Here is a 22,018-nt window from a genome sequence, read left to right as displayed (position 1 = left end):
CTACGACCCGTCGTCCTGCTCAGGCGGGTGGGAGTCGGCGACCATCCGCCGCATCATCTCCAGCGCATCCGTACGCTTCTGGTCGGGCAGGCACGCACCTGAGACGAAGGCGGCCAGCCGGCTGAGCTCGGCCGCAGCGACGACGTCCCGCAGCCGCCGGAGCAGCTGGGGATAGCTGCGGTCCGGGAAGTACAGCGCTGCCGCCACCGCCACGGCGGCCCGTGCGGTCGCCGCCTCGATGGCTCCGGACTCGGCGGCGATCGTCATCGCCACCCGGATGTTGACCATCGGCTCGGAGATGGCCGTCAGCGTCTCCGGGTCGAACGTCATCGCCACCTCGTCATCAGCGTCGATCTCCCCGCTCGCGTACAGGTCGTAGATGTGTCCGACACCGATCATGCCGTAGGGAGCACACTCCACCGCCCGGAGCGCGCCCATGCTGGCCGAACCGTAGAGGGTGACCCCAGCGTCTATCGCGCGCAGCATCTCCTTGGGGGTGGCGGCCAGCGACTGCAGGAACTCGCCGTCGACGATGCCCACCCGAGCCGGACGATCCGGCCGAGCCAGCAGCGCGTCCAGGTCACCGCGCCGGATCGGTGGATGGATCTCACCCTGGAAGTGCTGCCGGACCAGTCCGCGGGGCACGCTGGGGCCGACGAAGACGACCGTGCTCATCCCGCCGCCGCTCGCGGTTCGTCGCCGGTCAGACCGACGAGGGCCTCGTTCCACAGTGCTGTCACCCGTGGCCCGATCCGGCTCCGGTCGACACTCCACGACTCCGCCCCCGGCACCAGGACCCGGCAGACGGCGATCGGCAGGTCGGCCGGGGACAGATCCACCACGATCGCCCGGTCGAGTCCGCTGTCGCGCAACCGCTCGAGCAGCCGGTCGATGTCTAGCCGGACGTCGTCGGTGGCGAAAGCCGGCAGGTCGTCGAGACGGACCGGGTGCTCGTCCGCACCGGTGGCCCAGCTGCTGGTGTCGGCGGACCCGCTGCGCTGGGTGTGCAGCAGCCAGCGCTGAACCTTCTCCCCCGGCAGGGTCAGATCCTCGCGGATGGCAGCGATGTCGCCGGCCCGGCTCTGCGCCGCCTCGGTCAGGGCGCGGGTCAGCGCGACCTGCGGGTCGGGATGCGTGCCGATGCCGTGGTGGCTGCGCGACATCTGGTCGAGGTGCTCCTCGGTGGCGGTCGCCAGGACCGTAGGCACGCCGACCGGAGAGGTGATACTGCGGACCGTCAGCCGCACATCGTTCGAGAGGAAGGCGTCGGCAAGCTCTTGCGCGGCCTCGGGCAGGCTGTCGAGATCGACCAGCGGGTAGCGCGCAGACATCCGGTCGGCGATGTCACCGCCGGCGACACCCAGGGATCGCGGCAGCCGGTGTCCGAGGACGTCGGCGATGGTCCAGGCATCCCGCTCGACCACCTCGCAGAGGCCGTGCAGGACGGCCTCCTCGAGCGAGTTGCCCGATGCCAGACCGTTCGAGGTCGCGATCGGATTCGTCGGCAGACCGTCGTAGTGGAGGTAGTACCCCGCGAGGTACTGCGGCACCAGCACCGCGCGCTCGTTCAGCAGGTCGACCCCCCGGGTCCACGCGATCGGAGTATCGACCGTGAAGTCCGGGTGCAGTTCGATGGTGTGGTCGCGCGGGTCGAGCAGGTGGCGACCGTCAGCGAGAAGGTCCGCCAGGCTTGCCACCACGGCCGCGGGCGGCTGCGCCGCAGCGCAGAACCGCTCGGCCGCCTCCATCACCGCCGAGACGCAGGCGTCGACCACCGTCCGGCCCTTGCCCGCGTAGACCGAGATGGAGTCGGCCGAGCGCGGGCAGATGGCATGGTAGACCGGGATACCGAGCCGGTCGAGTCCGGTGACGTTCGCCAGTCGGGTGACCCCCAACCGGGCCAGATGTGGTCGCATCCGCTCCAGTGTGACTGTCGCCGGCACCTCCCGGGTACCGGCCCGGTGCAGCTTCGGCACCGAGGCACGCAGCGCGAAGGGCGCGCCGGCGACAGTCACGACGTGGGGCTACAGGCTGACGCGGCTCAACCGGCCGACACCGACTCGTGGACGCAGATCGAGTTGATCTGGCCGACGGCGCCGGGCTGGTCCTCGCGTTCGAGAATGGTCTGCAGGTCGGTGGCGGAGCCGACCATCAACATCGACGCCGTCGTGCCGGACTGCTCGACGCGGTGGACTTCTGGTCGCGATTCTCGCAGGTGTGCCATGGGGGGACCAGCTTTCAGGAGAGGCCCTTTACAGGGGGGGCGGGCCGGGATTCCGATGTCTATCAGCCGGTCTGGAAAGCGTCAACACACACAGGCTGCCGCGGCCGATCACGAATCGGGCCAACTAGGGTGTGGGCATGGACGTACCGGCAGCGCGACCCGAGCACCAGCAGTCCTCGGACCCTGGTCGGACCGTCACGCCGAAGGTGAACATCATCGTGATGAGCATGGGAGATCGGCCGACCGAGCTGGACCGCTGCCTGCGCAGCGCCCTCGCTCAGGACTACGCCAACCTCGAGGTGTTCCTGCTCGGCAACGGCTGGCCCGAACCGATCGCGCCGGATGGCGTCCGTACCCTCGGCCTGACCGAGAACCTGGGCATCTCGGGCGGACGGAACTTCGCCGTCAGCCAGACCGACGGCGACATCTTCATGTTCCTCGACGACGACGCCTGGATCCCGGACGCCACATCGCTGTCGCGGGCCGTCACGATCTTCGCCGACCGGCCACGGCTGGCACTGCTCGCCCCACGGATCACCGCCGAGGACGGCACCACGCTGCGGCGCTGGGTGCCGCGGGCCCACGTCGGCGACCCGGCCGTCTCGGGACCGGCGTTCACCTGCCCCGAGGGTGTGACCATCTTCCGCCGCACCGCCTGGGAGGCGGTCGGCGGCTTTCCCACCGACTTCTTCTACGGCCATGAGGGGATCGAGGTGGCCTGGCGGCTCCGCGACCTGGGTTGGGACGCCTGGTACCAGGCCGACCTGGTCGTGCACCATCCGGCACTGCCGCCCGCTCGGCACGAGTACTACCAGCGGATGAACGCCCGCAACCGAGTCTGGGTGGCGAGGCGCAACCTGCCCTGGCCGTTGGTCCCGGTGTACGTCGGAGTGTGGACCGTGATCTCGCTCGGCCGCAACGGCACCGACTGGGAGTCGACCAAGAGCTGGGTCGCCGGTTGGCGCGAGGGCTGGACGTCCTCCCCCGGCCAGCGGCACCCGATGGGGTGGAAGACGGTTCTCCGGCTGGCCCGGCTCGGCCAGCCGCCCGTCATCTAGCCCCGCCCGTCAGCTACCTCGAGTCGTCAACTACCTCGAGTCGTCAGCTACCTCGAGTCGTCAGGGCACCCGCAGCCTGCTGGAGGCGAGGATGGACAGCAGATAACCGGCGGCCGTGGCCAGCGACAGCGGGATGGACAGCAGCAGCCAGCCGCGTAGCAGCCCTTCGAAGACGAGTCCCTCCGGGCCGGTGAGCATCCCGGCGCCGGCGCCGGCGGCGGTCGCCTCTGCGCCGGCCAACCGCAGGATCAGGTCCGCGGTGGCGACGACCGCCACGATGAGGGTGAACTCGATCGCTCCGAAGGCGCGGAAGAACGGGAAGAACCGGAGGATCCCGCGAAGTGAGCGCAGCCCTCCCGACCTCGGTGCGGCCAGCTCGGCGTCCTCGCTGAGCTTCGGCCAGCCGGAGTAGGTGCGGGCCACATGCACCAGGTCTCCGAAGGACTTCTTCAAGATGACGACCACAGCGACCAGCGCCCCGAGAGTGGTCCAGCCCCCGATCTCCAGCAGTCCACCGTCGAGGTGAACCCCCAGCGCGATCGGCAGCATCGCTTCGACGATGTAGTGCCCGATCCGGTCGATGTAGACCCCGGTAGTGGACTGCTGGTCCCGCCAGCGTGCGATCTCACCGTCGGTGCAGTCGATCAGGATGTGCAGCTGGATCAGCACAGCAGCGCAGATCGCCGACCACCAGCCCGGCACCGTCAGCACCAGCGGTGCCGCTACCCCGACCATGATCATCAGCCAGGTGACGGCGTTGGCGGTGATTCCGGTGGGCAGCAGCAGCCGGGTCAGGTGGATGGATCCCTTGCGCAGGTAGACACCCGCCCAGTGCTCGGAGTTGCGCCGCCCGACGACCGTGTCCGGCTGGGCGACCGCCCGCAGCTCGGCCATGCTGGGATGGTCTCCGCGCTGGTGCCGACCCGCAGCCGGATGCGGCCGCGCATCATCCGCAGGGTGCAGGTCGTCGGGAGGGCACATGGGCCCCAGCATACGGCCGCGGCAGATCGGCTTCCGTGGTAGACGCACCGCCTTCCGGTGCGCATACTCTTGTTCCATGGGGCGCTATCTTCCGATCATCATCGTGGCCCTGCTCACGATCTACTGTGTGGTCGAGGTCGCACAGGCATCGCCCTATGCCGTCCGGCGGATGCCGCGCTGGCTGTGGGCCACGGTCATCATCTGCTTCCCGTTGATCGGCTCGGCCTTCTGGCTGCTGCTGGGGCGGCCGAACTCGGCCTCGCTGAGCGCCAGCGCCCGGAGCAGCCGGCCGACTGCTCCAGATGACGACCCGGACTTCCTCCGAGGGCTGTAGAGCGACACCGGTGCGAGCGATCGCCGTGGTGCTGGCCGGCGGCACCTCCAGAAGGTTCGGCACCGACAAGCTCGCGGCCAGGCTGGCGGGCGTGTCCCTGCTGGAGCGGGCCATCGCCGACATCCCTGAGGAGTGGCCTGTGGTCGTCGTCGGGCCGGAGCGTCCGTTGAGCCGACCGGCGGTGTTCACCCGGGAGATCCCCGCCGGCGCCGGACCCGCCGCCGCGCTGGTCGCCGGCGCCCGGGTCGCCGCGCTCCGCTGCACCGGATGCATGGTGTCCGTGCCCGGTGACGTACCGGCCGGTGGACAGGCGGCCCGTCAGCTCGTGTCCGCCCTGGCCGACAGCGACGTGGACGCCTGTGTCGGGGTCGACGAGCACGGCGTCGAGCAGCCACTCCAGCTCGCCGTCCGCGGTGCGGCGCTGACCCGGCTGGCAGAGACGGACCCGGCCTCGGTGGTCGGCGCCAGCGCCCGCAGCCTGTTGGTCGGGCTGGACGCCCTGCAGGTCCGGCTGCCACCCAGGTGGACCCTCGACATCGACACTCCGGACCAGATCGCACTCTGGTCCAAGCTGTGAGGCACCAGCGGCGGCCGCCTGCGAGGCAAACCGCTACCGGGTCAGCTGCAGCGCCGCCATGGCCCGATCGGCCACCCCGTGCGGGGTACCCGACACCCCGATCACCACACCGTCCTCGTCCGGCTGCAGCGGTTCCAGGGTGGACAGCTGGGAGTCGAGGAGCGCCGGCGGCATGAAGTGGTCGACGCGGGCTCTGATCCGCTCCCCGATCAGGTCCGCGGTGCCATCCAGGTGCAGGAACCGGACCCGCTTGTCCGCTGTGCGCAGCACGTCACGGTAGGACCGGCGGAGCGCCGAGCAGGTCACCAGCACGCTGGTGTCGGAAGCGGAGATCCAGTCCCGGATCGCGATCAGCCACGGCTGCCGGTCGGCATCGGTCAGCGGGACGCCCGAGGCCATCTTCGCCACGTTCTGCGATGAGTGGAAGTCGTCAGCCTCGGCCACCTGCCAGCCCAGCCGGGCCCCCAGCAGGGTCGCGACAGTGGTCTTGCCACTGCCGGCGACCCCCATCACCACGACGGCAGTACCGTCGACAGCTCTCATGCGTCACTCTCGGTGCGGTCCGCGCTCCACTCCGTGTGGAAGGTGCCTTCCTTGTCGACCCGCCGATAGGTGTGCGCGCCGAAGAAGTCCCGCTGCGCCTGGATCAGGGAGGCCGGCAGCCGCTCGGCACGGATGCCGTCGTAGTAGGCCAGCGACGACGAGAACGCCGGGGTCGGCACGCCGTTCTGAGCAGCACCCGCCACCACCCGCCGCCAGGCGGCCAGCGCATTGCCGACCACATCGGCGAAATAGGGGTCGGCCAGCAGCAGCGGCAGATCGGCGTCGCGCTCGTAGGCCTCCGTGATCCGGTTCAGGAACCGGGCCCTGATGATGCAGCCGCCGCGCCAGATCCGCGCCATCGCGCCTCGGTCGATGTTCCAGTCGTACTCGCTGCTGGCGGCGGCGATCTGGTCGAACCCCTGGGAGTACGCCACCACCTTGGAGGCGTAGAGCGCCTGCCGCACGTCGTCGATGAACGCCTCCCGATCCGCCACCTTCCACTCGGCCGTGTGCGCCTGCAGACCGGCCCGTGCGGCGGTCCGCTGGGGCACCGAACCGGACAGCGCGCGGGCGAACGTCGCCTCGGCGATCCCGGTGATAGGGACACCCAGGTCGAGGGCGTTCTGCACCGTCCAGCGGCCGGTGCCCTTCTGCTCGGCCTGGTCGAGCACGATGTCGACGAAGGGTTGGCCGGTCTCGGCATCCTTGTGGGCCAGCACGTCGGCCGTGATCTCGATCAGGAACGACTCCAGGTCACCGTCGTTCCAGGTCTTGAAGATCTCACCGATCTCTCCGGCCGAGGCTCCCAGGCCCTGCCGGAGCAGGTCATACGCCTCGGCGATCAGCTGCATGTCGGCGTACTCGATGCCGTTGTGCACCATCTTGACGAAGTGGCCGGCACCGTCCGGGCCGATGTAGGTGCAGCACGGCACGCCGTCGACCTTGGCCGAGATGTCCTCCAGGATCGGCCCGAGCGTGGTGTAGGACTCCGGCGAGCCGCCGGGCATGATGGACGGGCCGTTCAGTGCGCCCTCCTCGCCACCGGACACCCCGGAACCGACGAAGTGCAGGCCGTGCTCCTTCAGCTCGCGTTCCCGCCTGATGGTGTCCGGGAAATGCGCGTTGCCGGCATCGATGACGATGTCGCCCTCCTCCAGCAACCCGACCAGCTCGGCGATCACGGCATCGGTCGGGCCGCCCGCCTTGACCATGATCACGACCTTGCGGGGACGTTCGAGCGAGGCGACGAAGTCGGCCATCGACTCCGAGCCGATGAAGGTGCCGTCGGAGCCGTGGTCGGCCAGCAGCGACTCGGTCTTGGCATGGCTGCGGTTGTGGACGGCGACCCGGTAACCGTGTCGGGCGAAGTTGCGCGCCAGGTTGCGTCCCATCACCGCAAGTCCGGTGACACCAATCTGGGCCAGTTCTGTCATCGTCACTCCTCATCGCCGATCCGGTTCAGGTCAACCCGCAGCCTATCGAGTGCTCCCGTCAAGGCCGCCCTCCAGATGCGTTGATGGACTTCTCCCACCCGAGATCGAACTCTGACAGACTTATGCCCTGGCTTTCGATCACTTCAAGGTGCGGGAGGAACGATGCTGCAGCCGCTCGGCGTGAGCATGCACGCAGAAGCGCTGTATGTCGTGCTGGCGCCGATGGAGGCCTCCACCGTTCCGGACCTGGCTCAGCTCAGCGACCGCACCGTCGCCGAGGTGGAGCAGCAGCTGGCTGAGCTGCAGCGGCTCGGAATGGTGTACGAGATGGGTGGCGGTCAATGGCAGGCGGTGCCGGTGCTGGAGGCGGCCAAGGGGCTGCAGGCGCAGCGGATCGCCGAGCTGGACGCGGCCATGATGGCGGCCGATGCCCTGCAGTCCAAGCTGCTGGCCGCCTCCGAGAGCCGTTCCGACGCAGTCAGCACCGTGGTCGGCCGGGAGGCGATCATCTCGGTACGGCGGGAGATCTGTGGCGCCGCCAAGCGGGAGGTCTGCGGGTTCGACAAGCCGCCGTACACGGTGGCGCCGCGCTCCAACCAGCAGGAGCTCGACGAGGAGTCACCCGAGTGGCAGGCACTGGAACGCGGCGTGAGCGTGCGTTCGGTCTACCATCCCGGCTTCGACCCGGAGCGGCTCGGCCAGCTGACGATGTTCGCCGCCCACGGGGAACAGGCCCGGATGGGGATCGTGCCGATGAAGCTGCTGCTGATCGACTCGAGCATCGCGTTGATCCCGTCGATGAAGTCCTACACGCCGGGCCACGAGCTGCGTGCGTCGCTGATCCGCCACCCGATGGTGGTGGAGGCGCTGCAGTGGCTGTTCGAGGCGGTCTGGGACTCCTCGGTCTCGATCATCGCCTCGGCCGTCAACAGCAACGGCCAGGATCCGCGCCGTGAGCTGCTCATCTCACTGCTGATGACCGGATCGACCGACAGTGCCATCGCCAGCCAGCTCGGGGTCAACGAGCGCTCGGTCCGCCGCTGGGTGTCGGAGCTGATGGAGGAGTTCGGCGTCCGGACCCGGCTCCAGCTCGGAGCAGCCCTGGTCCGGTCGGAGACGTTGCGGCACGAGACCAGCCGGCTGGGCTCCTAACCGGACAGCCAGTTCTCCCGGACCGGGTCGATGCCGCTGCGGCCGTCGTCGTACGGCCGCACCGCCAGCGTCTGGTGGATCCGCAACAGACCGCTCTCGAACCCGAGCACGGACAGTGCCAGGTACAGGTGCCACACCCGGGCCCGGCCGATCGAGGTCAGTCGGACGCAGTCGTCCCAGCCGGCCTCCAGGTTGCCGACCCAGCTGCGCAACGTCCGGGTGTAGTGCTCGCGCAGGCCCTGCACGTCGCGTACCTCGAAGCCGGCCCGCTCGAGTGCGTCCACCACCGTTGCCAGCGGCAGCAGGTCGCCGTCGGGGAAGACGTAGGCATCGATGAACGTCCGCTCGGTGGGCGTCGGACCGGGACCCCGGGCGATCTGGTGGTTGAGCAGCCGGCCGCCGGGCCGGAGCTGTCGGTACAGCTGGGCGGCGTAGTCGGCGAAGACCTCCTGGCCGACGTGCTCAGCCATCCCGACGCTCGCTATCGCGTCAAAGGGCGCCTCGTCGACATCGCGCCAGTCCTGCAGCCGGACCTCCACCCGCCCCTGCAGGCCCGCCTCGGCCACCCGCCGTCGCGCCGTTTCGACCTGGGCGCCGGACAGGGTGATCATGACGACCCGGGCGTCGTAGGTCCGGGCTGCGTGCAGAGCCAGCGACCCCCAGCCACCGCCGACGTCGAGCAGCCGCATCCCTGGCCGCAGCCCCAGTTTGCGGCAGACCAGGTCGAGCTTGTCCCGCTGGGCGTCATCGAGGCCGTAGCCGGGGTCGTCCGGCCGCCTCCAGTAGGCGCAGGAGTAGACCAGCGTCGGTCCGAGCAGCAGCCGGTAGAACTCGTTGCCGACGTCGTAGTGATGGCTGATGGCCGCCCGGTCGCGTGCCGGTGAATGCTTCCGACCGGACAGCACGACCTCCTCGGCGGGGACCGGCGGCATCGGGCCGAGCGCCCCGAGGAGCAGCGCCTGCCGCAGCAGCGTCCACCGCCGACCGACGGTCAGCTGTGGCCGCCTGCCGATCCGGCGGCCGGCCTCAGCCAACCGCGTCAGTGTCTCGACCAGGTCCCCGCCAAGATCAAGATCGCCGGCGACGAAGGCGCGGGCGATCCCCAGCTCGCCCGGCCGCCGCACCAACCGACGGATGGCTCGGCGGTTGTTCATGATCAACAAAGGTGCCGACCGAGGTCCCGCCTGCGACCCGTCCCAGGCCCGCACCTGCACCGGGGACGGCGCACCGGCGACAGCCTCGAGCATCGCCACCACGCGGTCCGCTGCATGACCCGACATCTCATCTCCCCGGCCTCAGTCTGAGGGTAGTCCTCGGCCGGCTGACGGAGTACGGCTCTCAGCTGATCGGCAGCGCGGCAGCCATCACCTCGACGTCCCCGCTCGGAACGTCCGGGATGCCGGCCTGGCGCCGGAACTCGGCCACGATCCTGTTGGCCTGCCGGACGGACTTCGACTCCATCTTGAAGCCGCGAAGCTGCCCGTTCCGGTTCACCCTGCCACCGACCTCGTAGGTGACCTTCTCACCCGGCAGCGGCACCGCCCCGCAGGCGGTCCACTTGCTCGACGGCAGCTGGCCGTCCAGCAGCCAGCTGAGCGCAGTGGCGTCAACGCACCGGGTGCCGTACGGGAAGTTGCCGTGACTGCCCTCGTTGTTGATCAACACCGCCTTCGAGCTCTTGAACTTCCGGACCGAATGCGCCGCGCCCTCGTAGGCCGTGGCCGGGTCGAACTCGGACTGGATGAACAGCACCGCCGGCAGCCGGTTGTTACGCAGGTCGGGGAAGCCGTTCTCCTGGGCGGGCCAGAACGCACAGCTGGGGATGACATTGGCCATCCCGGTGAGCGGCGCGTGCGTGAAGCTGTAGGTCAGCTTCTCCTCCCAGACGGCGATGTCCGTAGTCCACTGGCCGTCCTGGCAACGGATCGCATCCATGGCGCCGCTCTTGGTGGCCCTCGACTGGGCCTGGTTGGCGGTCTGGTTGGCGACGGCCCGGTTCAGCGCGTACCGGTCGACACCTTCGTCGATCGAGTTGAGCACCCTGCTCCGGACCGCCTCGGACACGCCGACCTCGGCCACCGCGTGGCGCATCCGGTCGACCTTCGCTGGGAGTGCCCTGCGGGCCTGGTCGCTGTAGGGCTGCCGGAAATCCTGACGATCGTTGTCGCTGTACTGGCTCATGGCCGCCACCATGGCCGCGGCGTCGGGGTACAGGGTGGTGTCGTACAGGGCGCCGATCACCGTCTGGAAGCCGAACAGCAGGTTGATGTAGTTGTCGAAACCGCCGCTGGCCTCAAACTTGCGCCGGATCTCGATCGGGTCCGTACCGAGATGGTAGGTGGCATCGTTGCGGGCCATGTACGGAAGCAGCATGTCCTGGAACTGACGGTCCCGCGTCCCCGGCTGGAGATCCCAGGTGGACTCGAGCGTGCCGGTGCTCATGTCGGTCGAGGAGTCGAGCACGAACCGGTCCGTCCTTGACGGGAAGGTGGCCGCGTACCAGCTGCCGAGCCAGGTGCCGTAGGAGTAGCCGAGATAGCTGATCTTCGGCTCACCCAGCAGGAACCGGATGAAGTCCATGTCCATCGCCGTCTGTTTGGTGGTGATGTATCTGGTCAGCGGGTTCGCCAGGCAGCCGTCCGCGAAGTTCTCGGCCCGCTCCGCCTGGGTGTTGCCGGAGTTGTCGTACTCGCACTCGAGCGGCGTGCTCTGCCCGACCCCACGGGGGTCGAAGCCGATCGTGTCGTAGCCGGCGGCGATGTCTGGGGACCTGAGCTGGATCACCGGACCCCAGGCCAGACCGGAGGCGCCCGGGCCGCCGGGGTTGATCATCATCACACCGCGACGCTGGGCGGCGCTGCTGCTCTTCATCCGAGAGATCTCCACTGTGATCGTGTGTCCGTCACGGGCGTTGTCCCAGTCCCGCGGAACGGTGACGGTGGCACAGGCCAGCCCGGGCAGGCTGACCAGCTGAGCCTCCAGCTGGGGGTCGAGATCGGGGAAGGAGCAGGGGTGCCAGGACAGGACCTGGTCACGGATACCGGGTGCCACCAGCTGCTCCACCACGGGTTCGGCACTCTTCGGTCGGGCATCTCTCGGGTTCGCGTCTGCTGGCACCGCTACGAGCATCCCGGCACAGAGCGCGCCGACGACACCGATCGCCCCCAACAGCCTGCCGCCCCGACGCATCGACGATGCTTTCGGCATTGCTGTCCTCTCTCAGACAGCACCCGACAGCAACGGTCTCTCCGAAGCCATCCTGTACTGCAGACTGGTTCGGCAGAACCATAGTCCACGCGTGCAGTTCGTGGGTGCCGAGGACAACGTAGCGTCAATTGTCCTAATCAGGCTATGTCCTAATCAGGACACCGGTGCTATCGTGCTGTCATTGCCACGACCGGAGGATTGACGGCCGGGTGCAGCACCGCGGACGGTCGCCTGAACGAAGTTAGCGCCCACGGTTCTGGTGCAAGAACCGTGGACGCTGACTCGTCGATAACTCATTTGTCTGCTCGGGGGGAGCTCTTGAGTTGTCTTGAGCCTAATGGATGCCGAGAACCCGCACCAAGCAAATGACCTGTCCTGTTCCGGCGATGTCCGGAAGAGGACACGGCTAGTGGTCTACGGCAGCCTTCCGGGCAACCAGCTCAAGCAGCGCCGGCAGTACCCGACCCAGGATATCGGTCGGCTGCAGGCCGATGCCGCCGCTGATGTCGATCTTGACCAGATGGCTGGCCGCGATCACCAGACCCTGGTGCACGCCGGGCAGCAGGGTGGTGCTGACGAAGGCAGCCTCACCGATGGCCGGCACCCTTCGGGCACCGCCGGTCCTGGCGGCCAGGGCGTAGGCGCTCTGATAGGAACGGTGCAGGTCGCGGCTGACGGCGGTGAGATCCGAGACGAGCACGCCAGCCCGGGTGTCCCCACCGAAGGCGTACCAGCAGCTGTAGCCAAGCCTGCGGACGCCGGGCCGCGGCTCGTCGCCGGTGACCGCCCCGATCTCGGCGGCGGTGAGCACCCGACAGAAGTCGATCGTCGGTGCGGGCGGCACGGCGCCGGCCGGCGGCTGCGCGGACATGCAACGAGGATAGGTGACCGAAGCGCACCGGCTGGTTTGTCAGTGCCCGCGAGTACGCTGACGGATGCCGGACAGTGACCGGACAGGACCGGAAGATTGGATGGTTCCGATGGCGTGTCAGTTCATCCCGCCCTACCTGTTGAGCCGGATCGCGGCCGTCGCCGACGACGAGGACCTGTGCGCCTGCGGTCGCCGCACTCTGCTGGTCGACGATCGGCTCAGAGCCGGCAGGACCACGCCGCCCGCCACCCTGCGGCACCCCGCTGTGCGCACCGCGGCCGGCAACATCGCGAGTGCGACGCGGGTGGTGCATTCGGCCAACAACACCGAGCAGCTGCCCGGCGACCCGGTCCGCGGGGATGGTGACCCGCCCAGCGGCGACCCGGCGGTGGATGAGGCCTTCGACGCGGCCGGTCAGATCTGGGACCTGTTCGCCAACCAGTTCAAGCGCGTCTCCGTCGACGGCAAGGGCACTCCCCTCTCGATCACGGTGCATTACGGCGAGAACTACGACAACGCCTTCTGGGACGGTCACCAGCTCGTCTTCGGCGACGGTGACGGCAAGATCTTCGGCCGGTTCACCAGGCCGATGGATGTGATGGCGCACGAGTTCACGCACGGCGTCACCCAGTTCACTGCGGCCCTCACCTACCAGGGCCAGTCGGGGGCCCTGAACGAGAGCGTCTCCGACGCGTTCGCCGCCATGGCCGAGCAGCGCTCACTCGGCCAGTCGGCCGACCAGGCGGACTGGCTGATCGGCAAGGGGCTCTTCCTGCCCGGTGTGAAGGCGAAGGGGTTACGGTCGATGAAGGAGCCCGGCACCGCCTACGACGATCCTCGGCTGGGCAAGGACCCTCAGGTCGCCTCGATGGACGACTACATCGACACCGAGGACGACAACGGCGGTGTGCACCTCAACTCAGGCATTCCCAACCGCGCCTTCTACCTGGCCTGCACCGGACTCGGAGGCAACAGCTGGGAGCGACCGGGCCGGATCTGGTACGAGGCGCTGACCGCGGGTGACGTCGATGCGGGTACCGACTTCGCCGGCTTCGCCGAGGCGACCGTCGCCGCTGCCGGCCGGCTGTTCGCCGACGACCCGGACGCCGCGGCCCGGGTCCGTGCCGCCTGGGTCGAGGTGAAGGTGCTGGACCGGTCCGGCCCGTTGCCGGCGACTCCACCCACTGACGCCGCCGGGCCGGCCAAGGTCGCTGTCCGCCGCAGCGGGGGTTTCGCGGGCATGGTGCGCTCCGCCGAGGTGGACCTCACCAGCGACCCGGTCGGTCCCGAGCTGCAGAGCCTGCTCAGCCGGCTGGACCTGCCGTCGTTCACCGCAGGTCCGCCTGCTCCGGACCGCTTCGTGTACACGGTCGAGTACGGCGAGCAGCGCACCACGGTCGGCGAGGCGGATCTCACGCCTGAACTCAGCCAGGTGGTGCGGCTGGTGCTCGGAGACCTGTAGCCGACGGCTGCGGGCGATCCTGGCCAAGACGGGCAACCGGGGACCAACGCCGAAGCGTGGCCCCCGATCACACCGTGCACAGACTCGTTTGCTGGCTCCCCCGAACTGACAGACCCCGACTCTGGCGCGTCCTCCCCCCGAATACGCATCCACTGTCCCGCGCACGGACGGCTCTTGTCAGGCACTTTGCGCGGCAATGTCGGTGCCGCTCGGATTTCGTACCTTCTGACAAGTCTCCGGGGCAGAAAGGCCACCGGCTTTGGAGCATTGGGCGGGGTCAGCTGCCACCCATCCGGGCCCTGGCCTCGTACATGAAGATCGCCCCCGCGATCGAGACGTTCAGCGAGTCGGCCCGCCCGAGCATCGGCAGCGTGATGGGGCTGTAGGGGTAGTCCCGCCACTCCTTGCTGAATCCGTAGCGCTCGTTCCCGAGCACGATCGCAGTGCGCCGGCCGTAGGTCGCCGAACGATAGGACTGGTGGGTGTTGGCATCGGTCAGCAGAACGGTGAAGTCGTTGCGGCTCAGCCAACCGGCGACCTCGGCGACCGACTCGAACTCGATGGTCGGCACCGTCAGCACCATCCCGTGGCTGGCTCTGAACACCTTCGGGTGGGTCAGCCGGGTCCTCCGGTTGACCAGTACCAGAAGGTCCGCCGCGCAGCCGTCCATGGTGCGCACCAGGGTCCCGAGGTTGCCTGGGATCTCGATCCCGTCGGCCACCAGCACCAACGCGGACTCCGGCAGCTCGATGGTGTCCGGCGTCCAGCGCGGCAGCTGGGCCACCGACACCAGGCCGTCCGGCTTCTCCCGCTCGGCGATCCGGGCCAGCGTCTTCTCCGAGATGCGATAGGAGCGCTCGGCCCGCTCGACGATCTGTGCTGCTCGCACCTTGGCCTCGTTCGAGTACGACGCCTCCGGGCACCAGAAGAAGGCCTCGATCCGGGTGTCGGCCTCGAGCAGTGCGTTGTGCGCCCACAGCCCCTCGGCGACGAAGAGCTTCTCGGGGTTCGGCTTCGTGTTGCGCTGCAGATCGACGACGCGCTTGATCCGGGGGTGGCTGGCGCCGATCTGCTGTAGGTCCATGGCTCCAACCCTACGATGGCACCAGTAGGAGCAGGAGGTTGAGCACTGGTGGCTACCCAGGACGACGTACGCCGGATCGCGACGTCGCTGCCCGAGGTCCGCGAGGCGCAGGATCGCTTCGCGTTCTCGGTGCCCGACCGGGGCAGGGACAAGGGCTTCGCCTGGGTCTGGATGGAACGGACGGAGCCGAAGAAGGCCCGGGTGCCGCAGCCGGCAGTGCTCGCGGTGCGGGTCGCGGACCTGGCGGAGAAGGAGAGCCTGCTGGCCTCGGATGCGGAGAAGTTCTTCACCGAGGCGCACTACAACAGGTTCCCTGCGGTGCTGGTCCGGCTGGCCAGGATCGAGCCGGACGAGCTCGCCGAGCTGATCATCGACGCCTGGCGCTGCCAGGCGCCGCGGTCGCTGGTCAGGCAGTACGACGCCGGGCTCGCCGATCAGCCACCGGGTGGCTGAACCCGGGAGGCCGCCAGAGCGTTGTCCTGGGCGGCCTGGGTACGGACAGCGCCGGTGACGCAGACGTCGTCACCCACGAAGGCCTCCCGCCACACGAAGCCCTGGATGCAGGTGTGCACGCCGTAGGCACCGACCACCCAGCGGCCGGGTGCGGCTGCGTTGTCGGCCCAGGTCTGCGCGCGCGTCTCGGGAGTGACACACACGTGGTCCTCGGCCCTCGCCTGACGCCAGACGAATCCGGAGACGCACAGGTCGGTCGGCTGCGGCGGCGGGGTGACGGCAGCCGTCACCGGGCCCACCGGATCGGACGTCGCGGCGGTCTCGTCGCCGGCCGGGTTGCTCGCCGTCACCCGGACCTGCACCAGCTGACCGACGTCCGCGGCCACCGGCGTGTACGTCAGCCCGGTAGCAGCGGCCACGTCAGTGCACCGATGCGACGGGTCGCAGCGCTGCCACTGCATCGCGAGCCTGAGGTCGGTGCCCTCCCACAGGCCCTGGTCGGCGGTCAGCACCTGACCCTCCTGCGCGGTGCCGCTGATCGTCGGTGGCGAGCTGCTCACCGGGGCGGCCGGGCCACGGAGCAGGAGGAACCAGGCGGCGAAACCTGCCAGCAGCAACACGACCGCTGCGATGACGACCCACAGCAGCCATCGGGGTCTCCGCGCCGGCGCCGGCGCCGGACCGACCGTGAACGACACGGTCTGACCACTCACCGACTCGGTGTCATCCTCGGCGATCACCTCGAGCTGGAGGGTGTGCTGGCCGGCCGGCGCACTCGGCGGAACCGTGACCGTCACATTCGTGGTCAGCGTGCCGCCCAGGCTCATCGGCACCTCGGAAGCACCAGCGACGGCGAACCAGGAGTCATCCGCCCCGGCACCGCCGCGGGCCCGGAACCGGGCCGTGACCGGTCGCCCGGTCAGGTTCGTCACCGTGAAGGTGGTCGTGCCGGTCCGATCCGCGGCGAGCTCCAGCTGCGCTGGGGCTGTCACGGCGAAGGGCGTCGCTGATCCCGGGGCACCCGCAGCACTCGGTACCGGAGTCGTCATGCCTTGCAGGAGGCTCCGACGGCCGCCCAGATACACGCCGGCGAGCTGGTGGTGCTGGCTGGGCAGCCGGCCGACCGATCACGCGTCCGGGTAACCACCGGGGTTCTGCTGCTGCCACCGCCAGGTGTCGACGCACATGTCGTCGAGCGACCGGGTGGCCCGCCAACCGAGCTCCGCGTGGGCCCTGGACACGTCCGCGTACGAGGTGGCCACGTCACCTGGCCGGCGAGCCACCACCTCATACGGCAGCTCGTGACCGACGGCCCGCTCGAAGGCGTGCAGCAGCTCCAGCACGCTGGTGCCGTGCCCGGTGCCGAGGTTCCAGGTGCTCACCGGCGACTCCGTCTGGGACAGCCTGTCCAGTGCGGCGACATGGCCGGCTGCCAGGTCCTCGACATGGATGTAGTCGCGGACACCCGTCCCGTCCGGGGTGTCGTAGTCATCGCCGAACACCTTCAGCCGATCCAGCCGCCCCACCGCGACCTGGGCGATGAAGGGCATCAGGTTGTTCGGGATGTCGGTGGGGTCCTCGCCGATGGTGCCCGAGCTGTGCGCGCCTACCGGGTTGAAGTAGCGCAGCAGGGCGATCCTCCAGTCGGTCTCGGCAGCGGCGACGTCGCGCAGCACCTGCTCGATCATCACCTTGCTCCAGCCGTAGGGGTTGGTGGCCGAGGTCGGCAGGTCCTCCTTGAGTGGCGAGGTCGCATCAGGCCCGTAGACGGTCGCCGAGGAGGAGAACACCAGCTTGCGGACGTTGTGTCGCCGCATCGCCCGCACCAGGGAGAAGGTCGAGCCCAGGTTGTTCTCGTAGTACTCCAGCGGCTTCTGAACGCTCTCGCCGACGGCCTTGTAACCGGCGAAGTGCACCACGGCGTCGATCTGCTCGTGCGCGAACAGGTGCTCCGTCTTGTCGACGTCGCACAGGTCGAAGGCGTGCACCGGCAAGTGACGTCCGGTGATCGCCTCGAGCCGGTTGATCACGGCCGGCTTGGCGTTGGCGAAGTTGTCCACGATCAGGACGTCGTGCCCGGCCGCCAGCAGCTGGATGACCGTATGCGATCCGATGTAGCCGGCGCCGCCGGAGACGAGTACGTTCATGCCCGAACTCTAGACCGGCGGCCGGTGCCGTGGGGCCGGGCCTCACCCATCCAGGTGACGCCGGCACGGCAGCGGAGCTAGTTTGGGCGCACCATGAGCCTTCGTGATCCCGCTACGCCGCGGCCGGAGTCCTTCACCCCCACTGTCGCCAGGCTGCTGGTCGGAGAGCTCGACGAGGGGGCGGGCTACACCACCTACCGCAGCCGCGGCACCAGCGACTGGCTGCTGTTCCACACTCTCGAGGGCGAGGGACGGCTGGGCACCGCAACCACCGACGTTCGTGCACTGCCGGGCGAGACGACCCTGATCCGGCCGGGGACGCCACACGACTACGGCGTCGAGCCGCGACTGCGCCACTGGCACTTCCGCTACGCCCACTTCCATCCCCGACCGGAGTGGAGCGACCTGCTGTCCTGGCCCGAGGTCGCACCGGGCATTCTGCAGCTGCGGGCGGGCGTTCAGATCGGGCAGCGGATCGCAGCCAGCCTGGCCGACTCGGCACGACTGAGCACCGGCGTACTGGCCAACAGCGAGCTGCTCAGCCTCAACGCGTTCGAGGCGGCGCTGCTGTGGTGCGACAGTGTCAACCCGTCCCGCAACCAGATCGACGAGCGGTTGTTGCGGGCCATCGAGCTGGTGGACCGAGACCTCCGCGCCGACCTCGGTGTCAGCCGGCTGGCCAGGGCCAGCACGCTGTCGGTGTCCCGGTTCGCCCACCTCTTCCGCCGCCAGCTCGGTGTGAGCCCGCAGCGGTTCGTCGAACGCCGACGGCTGGACACCGCCGCCCGGCTGCTCGACATGACGTCGCGCCCGGTCTCGTCGGTGGCGGCCGAGGTCGGCTTCACCAACCCGCTGTACTTCTCCACCCGGTTCCGCCAGCAGACCGGGATGAGCCCCAGCGCGTACCGGGCCCGCCGGACCCCGTCCACCTCCCGCGCGTGAACGCGCCCTGAGCCTGTCGAAGGGCAGCGTGCGCCTACCTCTTCTTGCGACCAGCCTTCTGGGACGCCTTGGCGATCGTGTGCGAGGCAGCGTCCGCACGCGCTGACGAGGCGACCTTCTCCTCCTCGGGGACCTCGGAGGCGCGCAGCACCACCACGGAGTGACCTTCGACCGCATGCCGGGAGCACGCCAGCCAGAGATCCAGTGCGCTGCCGTCGGTCAGCCCGCTGCTGGTGTCCAGCTGCAGTGCCCAGCCGTCGCCATAGGTCCGTGGCGGCAGGGTGAAGTCGACGGGTTCGCTGTGCGCGTTGAACAGCAGCAGGAAGTGGTCGTCGTGGATCCGGCGGCCCATGCTGTCGGGCTCGGGGATCGCGTCGCCGTTGAGGAAGACCATCAGACTCCGGGCGAACCCGGTGCTCCAAGCCTCCTCATCCATCGGTGTCGCGTCCGGGCTGAACCACTCGATGTCACCGAGCTCGCTCTTGCCACCGTGGCTCGCGTCGCCGGCGAAGAAGCGCCGACGGCGGAACACCGCATGGTTCTTGCGGAGCTCGATCACTCGCGAGGCGAACTGCATCAGCGACTGCTGGTCCTCGTTGAGATCCCAGTTCACCCACGACAGCTCGTTGTCCTGGGCGTACACGTTGTTGTTGCCCTTCTGGGTTCGTCCCAGCTCGTCACCGTGCGCGACCATCGGTACGCCCTGGCTGACCATCAAGGTGGTCAGGAAGTTGCGCTGCTGACGGAGCCGGAGCGCGTTGATCGCCTCGTCGTCCGTCTCCCCCTCGACGCCACAGTTCCATGATCGGTTGTGGCTCTCGCCGTCGTTGCCGCCCTCACCGTTGGCCTCGTTGTGCTTCTCGTTATAGGAAACGAGATCGCGCAGGGTGAAGCCGTCGTGGGCGATCACGAAGTTGACCGACGCGGTCGGACGACGGTCGGAGTGGGCGTAGAGGTCACTCGAGCCGGTGAGCCGGGAAGCGAACTCTGCCAGAGATGCCGGCTCGCCCCGCCAGTAGTCACGCACGGTGTCGCGGTACTTGCCGTTCCACTCGGTCCACAGCGGTGGGAAGTTGCCCACCTGGTAGCCCCCGTCACCCAGGTCCCACGGCTCCGCGATCAGCTTCACCTGGGAGATCACCGGGTCCTGCTGGATGATGTCGAAGAAGGCCGACAGCTTGTCGACCTCGTGGAACTGGCGGGCCAGGGTGGCCGCAAGATCAAACCGGAACCCGTCGACGTGCATCTCCAACACCCAGTAGCGCAGCGAGTCCATGATCAGCTGCAGGACGTGCGGGCTGCGCATCAGCAGGCTGTTGCCGGTGCCCGTCGTGTCGTAGTAGTGCTGCTTGGCGTCGTCGACCAGGCGGTAGTAGGCGGCGTTGTCGATTCCGCGGAAGGCGATCGTGGGTCCGCGTTCGTTGCCTTCGGCCGTGTGGTTGTAGACCACATCGAGGATGACCTCGATCTGCGCCTCGTGCAGAGCCTTGACCATGGCCTTGAACTCGGTGGTCTGCTGCCCGCGGCTGCCGGACGAGGCGTAGGCGTTGTGCGGCGCCAGGAAGCCGATGGTGTTGTAGCCCCAGTAGTTCGACAGTCCCTGGTCCACCAGGTGAGAGTCGTTGACGAACTGGTGCACCGGCAGCAGCTCCACTGCCGTGACGCCGAGCTTGGTCAGGTGCTCGATGATGGCCGGATGCCCGAGCGCGGCGTACGTGCCCCGGATCTCCTCGGGCACGCCCGGGTGGGTCATCGTCAGACCCTTGACGTGCGTCTCGTAGATCACGCTGTCGTGGTACTGGTGCCGCGGCGGACGGTCGTGGCCCCAGTCGAAGAAGGGGTTGGTCACCACCGACAGCATCGTGTGGCCGAGAGAGTCGGCGTCGTTGAACTCGTCGGGCTTGCCGAAACGGTACGAGAACAGGGACTCGTCACCGTCGATCTGGCCATCGATCGCCTTGGCGTACGGGTCCAACAGCAGCTTCGCGGGGTTGCAGCGGTGGCCGTTGGCAGGATCGTAGGGGCCGTGCACGCGGTAGCCGTAGCGCTGGCCGGGCTGGATACCAGGCAGGTAGACGTGCCAGACGAAGCCGTCGACCTCCTCCACCGGGACCCGCGTCTCCTCCCCCTCGTCGCTGATCAGGCAGAGCTCGACCTTGTCGGCAATCTCGGAGAAAAGTGTGAAGTTGACCCCGGTTCCGTCGAAGGTTGCCCCCATCGGGTAGGGCCTGCCAGGCCACATATCCATCTGCTCATTCCCTTCTCCGGGCAAGCAACCTGCTCGCGCGGCCCGCACAAATCCAGGGTTAACCATAGAGCCTTGCCCGGAGTTCGCCGTAACCGCGCTTCGGCCGGTCAGGACCGAGCGTCCGCGCCAGCGTGCCTCTGGGTCCCGCACCAGAACCCGGCTTCGCCAACGACGCCGCCGCGCCTCCGGAGCGCGTATCCTCGTTAGCGCGGGAGGATCGCTGCTCGGTATCGACGCAGCGAGCAGCGGTCACGGCGCCTGATCTTCTTCGTTCGAAGGAGCACGACATGGCCATGACCTCGGCTGTCCGGCCACAGCACAGCTATCGGCACGAAGCGTTCCTGTGGCACACCCCGGAAGAGTTCCTCGCCGGCACGGTGCCGTTCATCCGCGACGGTCTGGCCTCCGGCGAGCCGGTGATGGTGGCTCTGATCAGCGTCCGTGCGGACCTGCTGCGCAACGCGCTGGGCGGTGACGCAGACCAGGTGCGGTTCGTCGACATGGCTGCCCTGGGTCGCAATCCGGCCCAGATCATCCCGGCCTGGATGCAGTTTCTGGAGGACGGCTCGGTGCGAGGCCGGCCCGCGCGAGGCATCGGCGAGCCGATCTGGGCCGGTCGCCGTCCCGAGGAGATCCTCGAGAGCCAGCTGCACGAGGCTCTGCTGAACGTCGCCGTCGACCCGGATACGCCGTTCTGGTTGCTCTGCCCCTATGACGCCGAGAACCTGCCGGCGGCGGTGATCGAGGAGGCGCATCGTAGCCACCCGGCCATCGTCGACTCCCACGGCTACCGCGGCAGCGTGCTGTACGCCGGCCGCGCGCACGTCGATGTCGTCTTCGGTTCGGAACTGCCCGGAATCAGCGGAGTGCCGGAGGAACGGCGCTTCGACTCGAAATCACTGCAGGAGGTCCTACCCTTCGTCGCCACCCGGGCTCACCGAGGCGGAGTACCTGCCCATCAGGCCGCCAGCCTCGCCGTCGCTGTGCGTGAGCTGGCAGCGAACAGCCTGCAGCGCGGCGGCGCCGAGGGAGTGGTCAGGTTCTGGCACGCCAACCACGCCGTGATCTTCGAGGTGCACGACGACGCCCGGGTCAGTGACCCGCTGGCGGGTCGGCGGTGGCCCTCGGCCGACCAGCGCAAGGGACTGTGGCTGGCCAACGAGACGTGTGACCTGGTCCAGCTCCGCTCGACGCCGACTGGGACCACCGTTCGGGTCCACCACTGGACCTGAGGCCGACGTCGGGTCGGTAGGCCCGCGGCTGCAGGACCTTGGGCTCTGGTGGCGCAACGGTGGGCGGCCG

21 protein-coding genes are annotated in these 22,018 nt (G+C 68.7%); 8 read left to right on the top strand and 13 right to left on the bottom strand.

The features are described 5' to 3' along the window. Genes JOE57_RS11790 through JOE57_RS11780 form a run of 3 tightly spaced genes read right to left on the bottom strand, consistent with a single transcriptional unit; the run spans nt 1 to nt 2,224 of the window. Entirely contained in the window at nt 1–675 is a 675-nt protein-coding gene (locus tag JOE57_RS11790) for a TfuA-like protein (protein WP_204918189.1), read from the bottom strand. Beyond that, on the bottom strand, nt 672–2,015 hold the full coding sequence (locus JOE57_RS11785; protein ID WP_204918187.1) for a YcaO-like family protein: 1,344 nt from the start codon (nt 2,013–2,015) through the stop codon (nt 672–674). The genes JOE57_RS11790 and JOE57_RS11785 overlap by 4 nt, the downstream gene beginning before the upstream one ends. A 26-nt stretch (nt 2,016–2,041) precedes the next feature. Further along, nucleotides 2,042–2,224, bottom strand: a complete 183-nt coding sequence (locus tag JOE57_RS11780) for a hypothetical protein (protein ID WP_204918185.1) — start codon at nt 2,222–2,224, stop codon at nt 2,042–2,044. 137 nt (nt 2,225–2,361) lie between these two features. On the opposite strand from JOE57_RS11780, the gene JOE57_RS11775 reads away from it, so the two are divergent. Then, nucleotides 2,362–3,282, top strand: coding sequence for a glycosyltransferase family 2 protein (locus tag JOE57_RS11775; RefSeq protein WP_204918183.1), 921 nt, complete (start codon nt 2,362–2,364; stop codon nt 3,280–3,282). 60 nt (nt 3,283–3,342) lie between these two features. Here the strand turns inward: JOE57_RS11775 and JOE57_RS11770 are convergent, their stop codons facing one another. Next, nucleotides 3,343–4,263 (bottom strand): CDP-alcohol phosphatidyltransferase family protein, encoded by a 921-nt coding sequence (locus JOE57_RS11770; protein WP_204918180.1) that lies wholly within the window; start codon nt 4,261–4,263, stop codon nt 3,343–3,345. Between the two features lie 76 nt (nt 4,264–4,339). On the opposite strand from JOE57_RS11770, the gene JOE57_RS11765 reads away from it, so the two are divergent. Together JOE57_RS11765 and mobA are read left to right on the top strand one after the other, a co-directional pair. Next, complete coding sequence (locus JOE57_RS11765) at nt 4,340–4,597, top strand: PLDc N-terminal domain-containing protein (RefSeq protein ID WP_204918178.1); 258 nt, start codon at nt 4,340–4,342, stop codon at nt 4,595–4,597. Then, on the top strand, nt 4,566–5,174 hold the full coding sequence (mobA, locus tag JOE57_RS11760; protein ID WP_204918176.1) for a molybdenum cofactor guanylyltransferase: 609 nt from the start codon (nt 4,566–4,568) through the stop codon (nt 5,172–5,174). Before JOE57_RS11765 ends, mobA begins: the two co-directional genes overlap by 32 nt. Before the next feature lie 33 nt (nt 5,175–5,207). On the opposite strand, the gene JOE57_RS11755 is transcribed toward mobA, so the two are convergent. Together JOE57_RS11755 and gndA are read right to left on the bottom strand one after the other, a co-directional pair. After that, a complete protein-coding gene (locus JOE57_RS11755) occupies nt 5,208–5,717 on the bottom strand; it encodes a gluconokinase (RefSeq protein WP_204918174.1) in 510 nt (169 codons plus the stop codon). Further along, on the bottom strand, nt 5,714–7,150 hold the full coding sequence (gene gndA / locus JOE57_RS11750; protein ID WP_204918173.1) for an NADP-dependent phosphogluconate dehydrogenase: 1,437 nt from the start codon (nt 7,148–7,150) through the stop codon (nt 5,714–5,716). Before gndA ends, JOE57_RS11755 begins: the two co-directional genes overlap by 4 nt. Nucleotides 7,151–7,330: 180 nt before the next feature. Between gndA and JOE57_RS11745 the strand changes: the two genes are divergently transcribed. Then, nucleotides 7,331–8,302, top strand: a complete 972-nt coding sequence (locus tag JOE57_RS11745) for a hypothetical protein (RefSeq protein WP_204918171.1) — start codon at nt 7,331–7,333, stop codon at nt 8,300–8,302. Here the strand turns inward: JOE57_RS11745 and JOE57_RS11740 are convergent. The 3 genes from JOE57_RS11740 to JOE57_RS11730 form a co-directional block, all read right to left on the bottom strand. Further along, nucleotides 8,299–9,582: a class I SAM-dependent methyltransferase gene (locus JOE57_RS11740; protein WP_204918168.1), complete on the bottom strand. Its 1,284-nt coding sequence runs from the start codon at nt 9,580–9,582 to the stop codon at nt 8,299–8,301. The two genes, JOE57_RS11745 and JOE57_RS11740, sit on opposite strands and share 4 nt — an antisense overlap. 58 nt (nt 9,583–9,640) lie before the next feature. Next, nucleotides 9,641–11,509, bottom strand: coding sequence for an alpha/beta fold hydrolase (locus tag JOE57_RS11735; protein WP_204918166.1), 1,869 nt, complete (start codon nt 11,507–11,509; stop codon nt 9,641–9,643). A 406-nt stretch (nt 11,510–11,915) separates the two neighbouring features. Next, nucleotides 11,916–12,380: a hypothetical protein gene (locus JOE57_RS11730; RefSeq protein WP_204918164.1), complete on the bottom strand. Its 465-nt coding sequence runs from the start codon at nt 12,378–12,380 to the stop codon at nt 11,916–11,918. Nucleotides 12,381–12,489: 109 nt separating this feature from the next. On the opposite strand from JOE57_RS11730, the gene JOE57_RS11725 reads away from it, so the two are divergent. After that, the gene (locus JOE57_RS11725) at nt 12,490–13,842 is read left to right on the top strand and encodes a protealysin inhibitor emfourin (protein ID WP_204918162.1); all 1,353 of its coding nucleotides are present in this window, start codon (nt 12,490–12,492) and stop codon (nt 13,840–13,842) included. A gap of 277 nt (nt 13,843–14,119) precedes the next feature. Here JOE57_RS11725 and JOE57_RS11720 read toward each other — a convergent pair whose 3' ends face one another. After that, nucleotides 14,120–14,926 carry a TrmH family RNA methyltransferase gene (locus JOE57_RS11720; RefSeq protein ID WP_204918160.1) on the bottom strand — a complete coding sequence of 269 codons (807 nt, stop codon included), beginning with the start codon at nt 14,924–14,926 and terminating at the stop codon, nt 14,120–14,122. Nucleotides 14,927–14,974: 48 nt separating this feature from the next. On the opposite strand from JOE57_RS11720, the gene JOE57_RS11715 reads away from it, so the two are divergent. Beyond that, nucleotides 14,975–15,379 (top strand): MmcQ/YjbR family DNA-binding protein, encoded by a 405-nt coding sequence (locus JOE57_RS11715; RefSeq protein WP_204918158.1) that lies wholly within the window; start codon nt 14,975–14,977, stop codon nt 15,377–15,379. Here JOE57_RS11715 and JOE57_RS11710 read toward each other — a convergent pair. After that, complete coding sequence (locus tag JOE57_RS11710) at nt 15,361–16,428, bottom strand: hypothetical protein (RefSeq protein ID WP_204918156.1); 1,068 nt, start codon at nt 16,426–16,428, stop codon at nt 15,361–15,363. The two genes, JOE57_RS11715 and JOE57_RS11710, sit on opposite strands and share 19 nt — an antisense overlap. 78 nt (nt 16,429–16,506) lie before the next feature. Continuing rightward, nucleotides 16,507–17,526, bottom strand: a complete 1,020-nt coding sequence (galE, locus tag JOE57_RS11705; RefSeq protein WP_204918154.1) for a UDP-glucose 4-epimerase GalE — start codon at nt 17,524–17,526, stop codon at nt 16,507–16,509. Between the two features lie 93 nt (nt 17,527–17,619). Between galE and JOE57_RS11700 the strand changes: the two genes are divergently transcribed. Beyond that, entirely contained in the window at nt 17,620–18,468 is an 849-nt protein-coding gene (locus JOE57_RS11700; RefSeq protein WP_204918153.1) for a helix-turn-helix domain-containing protein, read from the top strand. Nucleotides 18,469–18,502: 34 nt separating this feature from the next. Here JOE57_RS11700 and glgX read toward each other — a convergent pair whose 3' ends face one another. Continuing rightward, nucleotides 18,503–20,716, bottom strand: a complete 2,214-nt coding sequence (gene glgX, locus JOE57_RS11695; RefSeq protein WP_204918150.1) for a glycogen debranching protein GlgX — start codon at nt 20,714–20,716, stop codon at nt 18,503–18,505. Nucleotides 20,717–21,003: 287 nt separating this feature from the next. Between glgX and JOE57_RS11690 the strand changes: the two genes are divergently transcribed. Beyond that, nucleotides 21,004–21,948 carry a sensor histidine kinase gene (locus JOE57_RS11690; protein WP_204918148.1) on the top strand — a complete coding sequence of 315 codons (945 nt, stop codon included), beginning with the start codon at nt 21,004–21,006 and terminating at the stop codon, nt 21,946–21,948. Nucleotides 21,949–22,018 lie beyond the last annotated feature (70 nt).

This window comes from Microlunatus panaciterrae, from assembly GCF_016907535.1.
Taxonomy (GTDB): domain Bacteria; phylum Actinomycetota; class Actinomycetes; order Propionibacteriales; family Propionibacteriaceae; genus Microlunatus; species Microlunatus panaciterrae.
Note: the sequence above shows the minus strand (reverse complement) of the source record. Positions and strands in the feature narration are given on the sequence as shown.

Coding starts and splice junctions, on each gene's coding strand:
- mobA (WP_204918176.1), top strand. CDS start 4,566: ATGACGACCCGGACTTCCTCCGAGGGCTGTAGAGCGACACCGGTGCGA.
- JOE57_RS11720 (WP_204918160.1), bottom strand. CDS start 14,926: ATGGACCTACAGCAGATCGGCGCCAGCCACCCCCGGATCAAGCGCGTC.
- JOE57_RS11770 (WP_204918180.1), bottom strand. CDS start 4,263: ATGTGCCCTCCCGACGACCTGCACCCTGCGGATGATGCGCGGCCGCAT.
- JOE57_RS11735 (WP_204918166.1), bottom strand. CDS start 11,509: ATGCCGAAAGCATCGTCGATGCGTCGGGGCGGCAGGCTGTTGGGGGCG.
- JOE57_RS11755 (WP_204918174.1), bottom strand. CDS start 5,717: ATGAGAGCTGTCGACGGTACTGCCGTCGTGGTGATGGGGGTCGCCGGC.
- JOE57_RS11740 (WP_204918168.1), bottom strand. CDS start 9,582: ATGTCGGGTCATGCAGCGGACCGCGTGGTGGCGATGCTCGAGGCTGTC.
- JOE57_RS11775 (WP_204918183.1), top strand. CDS start 2,362: ATGGACGTACCGGCAGCGCGACCCGAGCACCAGCAGTCCTCGGACCCT.
- JOE57_RS11725 (WP_204918162.1), top strand. CDS start 12,490: ATGGCGTGTCAGTTCATCCCGCCCTACCTGTTGAGCCGGATCGCGGCC.
- JOE57_RS11730 (WP_204918164.1), bottom strand. CDS start 12,380: ATGTCCGCGCAGCCGCCGGCCGGCGCCGTGCCGCCCGCACCGACGATC.
- JOE57_RS11780 (WP_204918185.1), bottom strand. CDS start 2,224: ATGGCACACCTGCGAGAATCGCGACCAGAAGTCCACCGCGTCGAGCAG.
- glgX (WP_204918150.1), bottom strand. CDS start 20,716: ATGGATATGTGGCCTGGCAGGCCCTACCCGATGGGGGCAACCTTCGAC.
- JOE57_RS11790 (WP_204918189.1), bottom strand. CDS start 675: ATGAGCACGGTCGTCTTCGTCGGCCCCAGCGTGCCCCGCGGACTGGTC.
- JOE57_RS11710 (WP_204918156.1), bottom strand. CDS start 16,428: ATGACGACTCCGGTACCGAGTGCTGCGGGTGCCCCGGGATCAGCGACG.
- JOE57_RS11765 (WP_204918178.1), top strand. CDS start 4,340: ATGGGGCGCTATCTTCCGATCATCATCGTGGCCCTGCTCACGATCTAC.
- gndA (WP_204918173.1), bottom strand. CDS start 7,150: ATGACAGAACTGGCCCAGATTGGTGTCACCGGACTTGCGGTGATGGGA.
- galE (WP_204918154.1), bottom strand. CDS start 17,526: ATGAACGTACTCGTCTCCGGCGGCGCCGGCTACATCGGATCGCATACG.
- JOE57_RS11700 (WP_204918153.1), top strand. CDS start 17,620: ATGAGCCTTCGTGATCCCGCTACGCCGCGGCCGGAGTCCTTCACCCCC.
- JOE57_RS11690 (WP_204918148.1), top strand. CDS start 21,004: ATGGCCATGACCTCGGCTGTCCGGCCACAGCACAGCTATCGGCACGAA.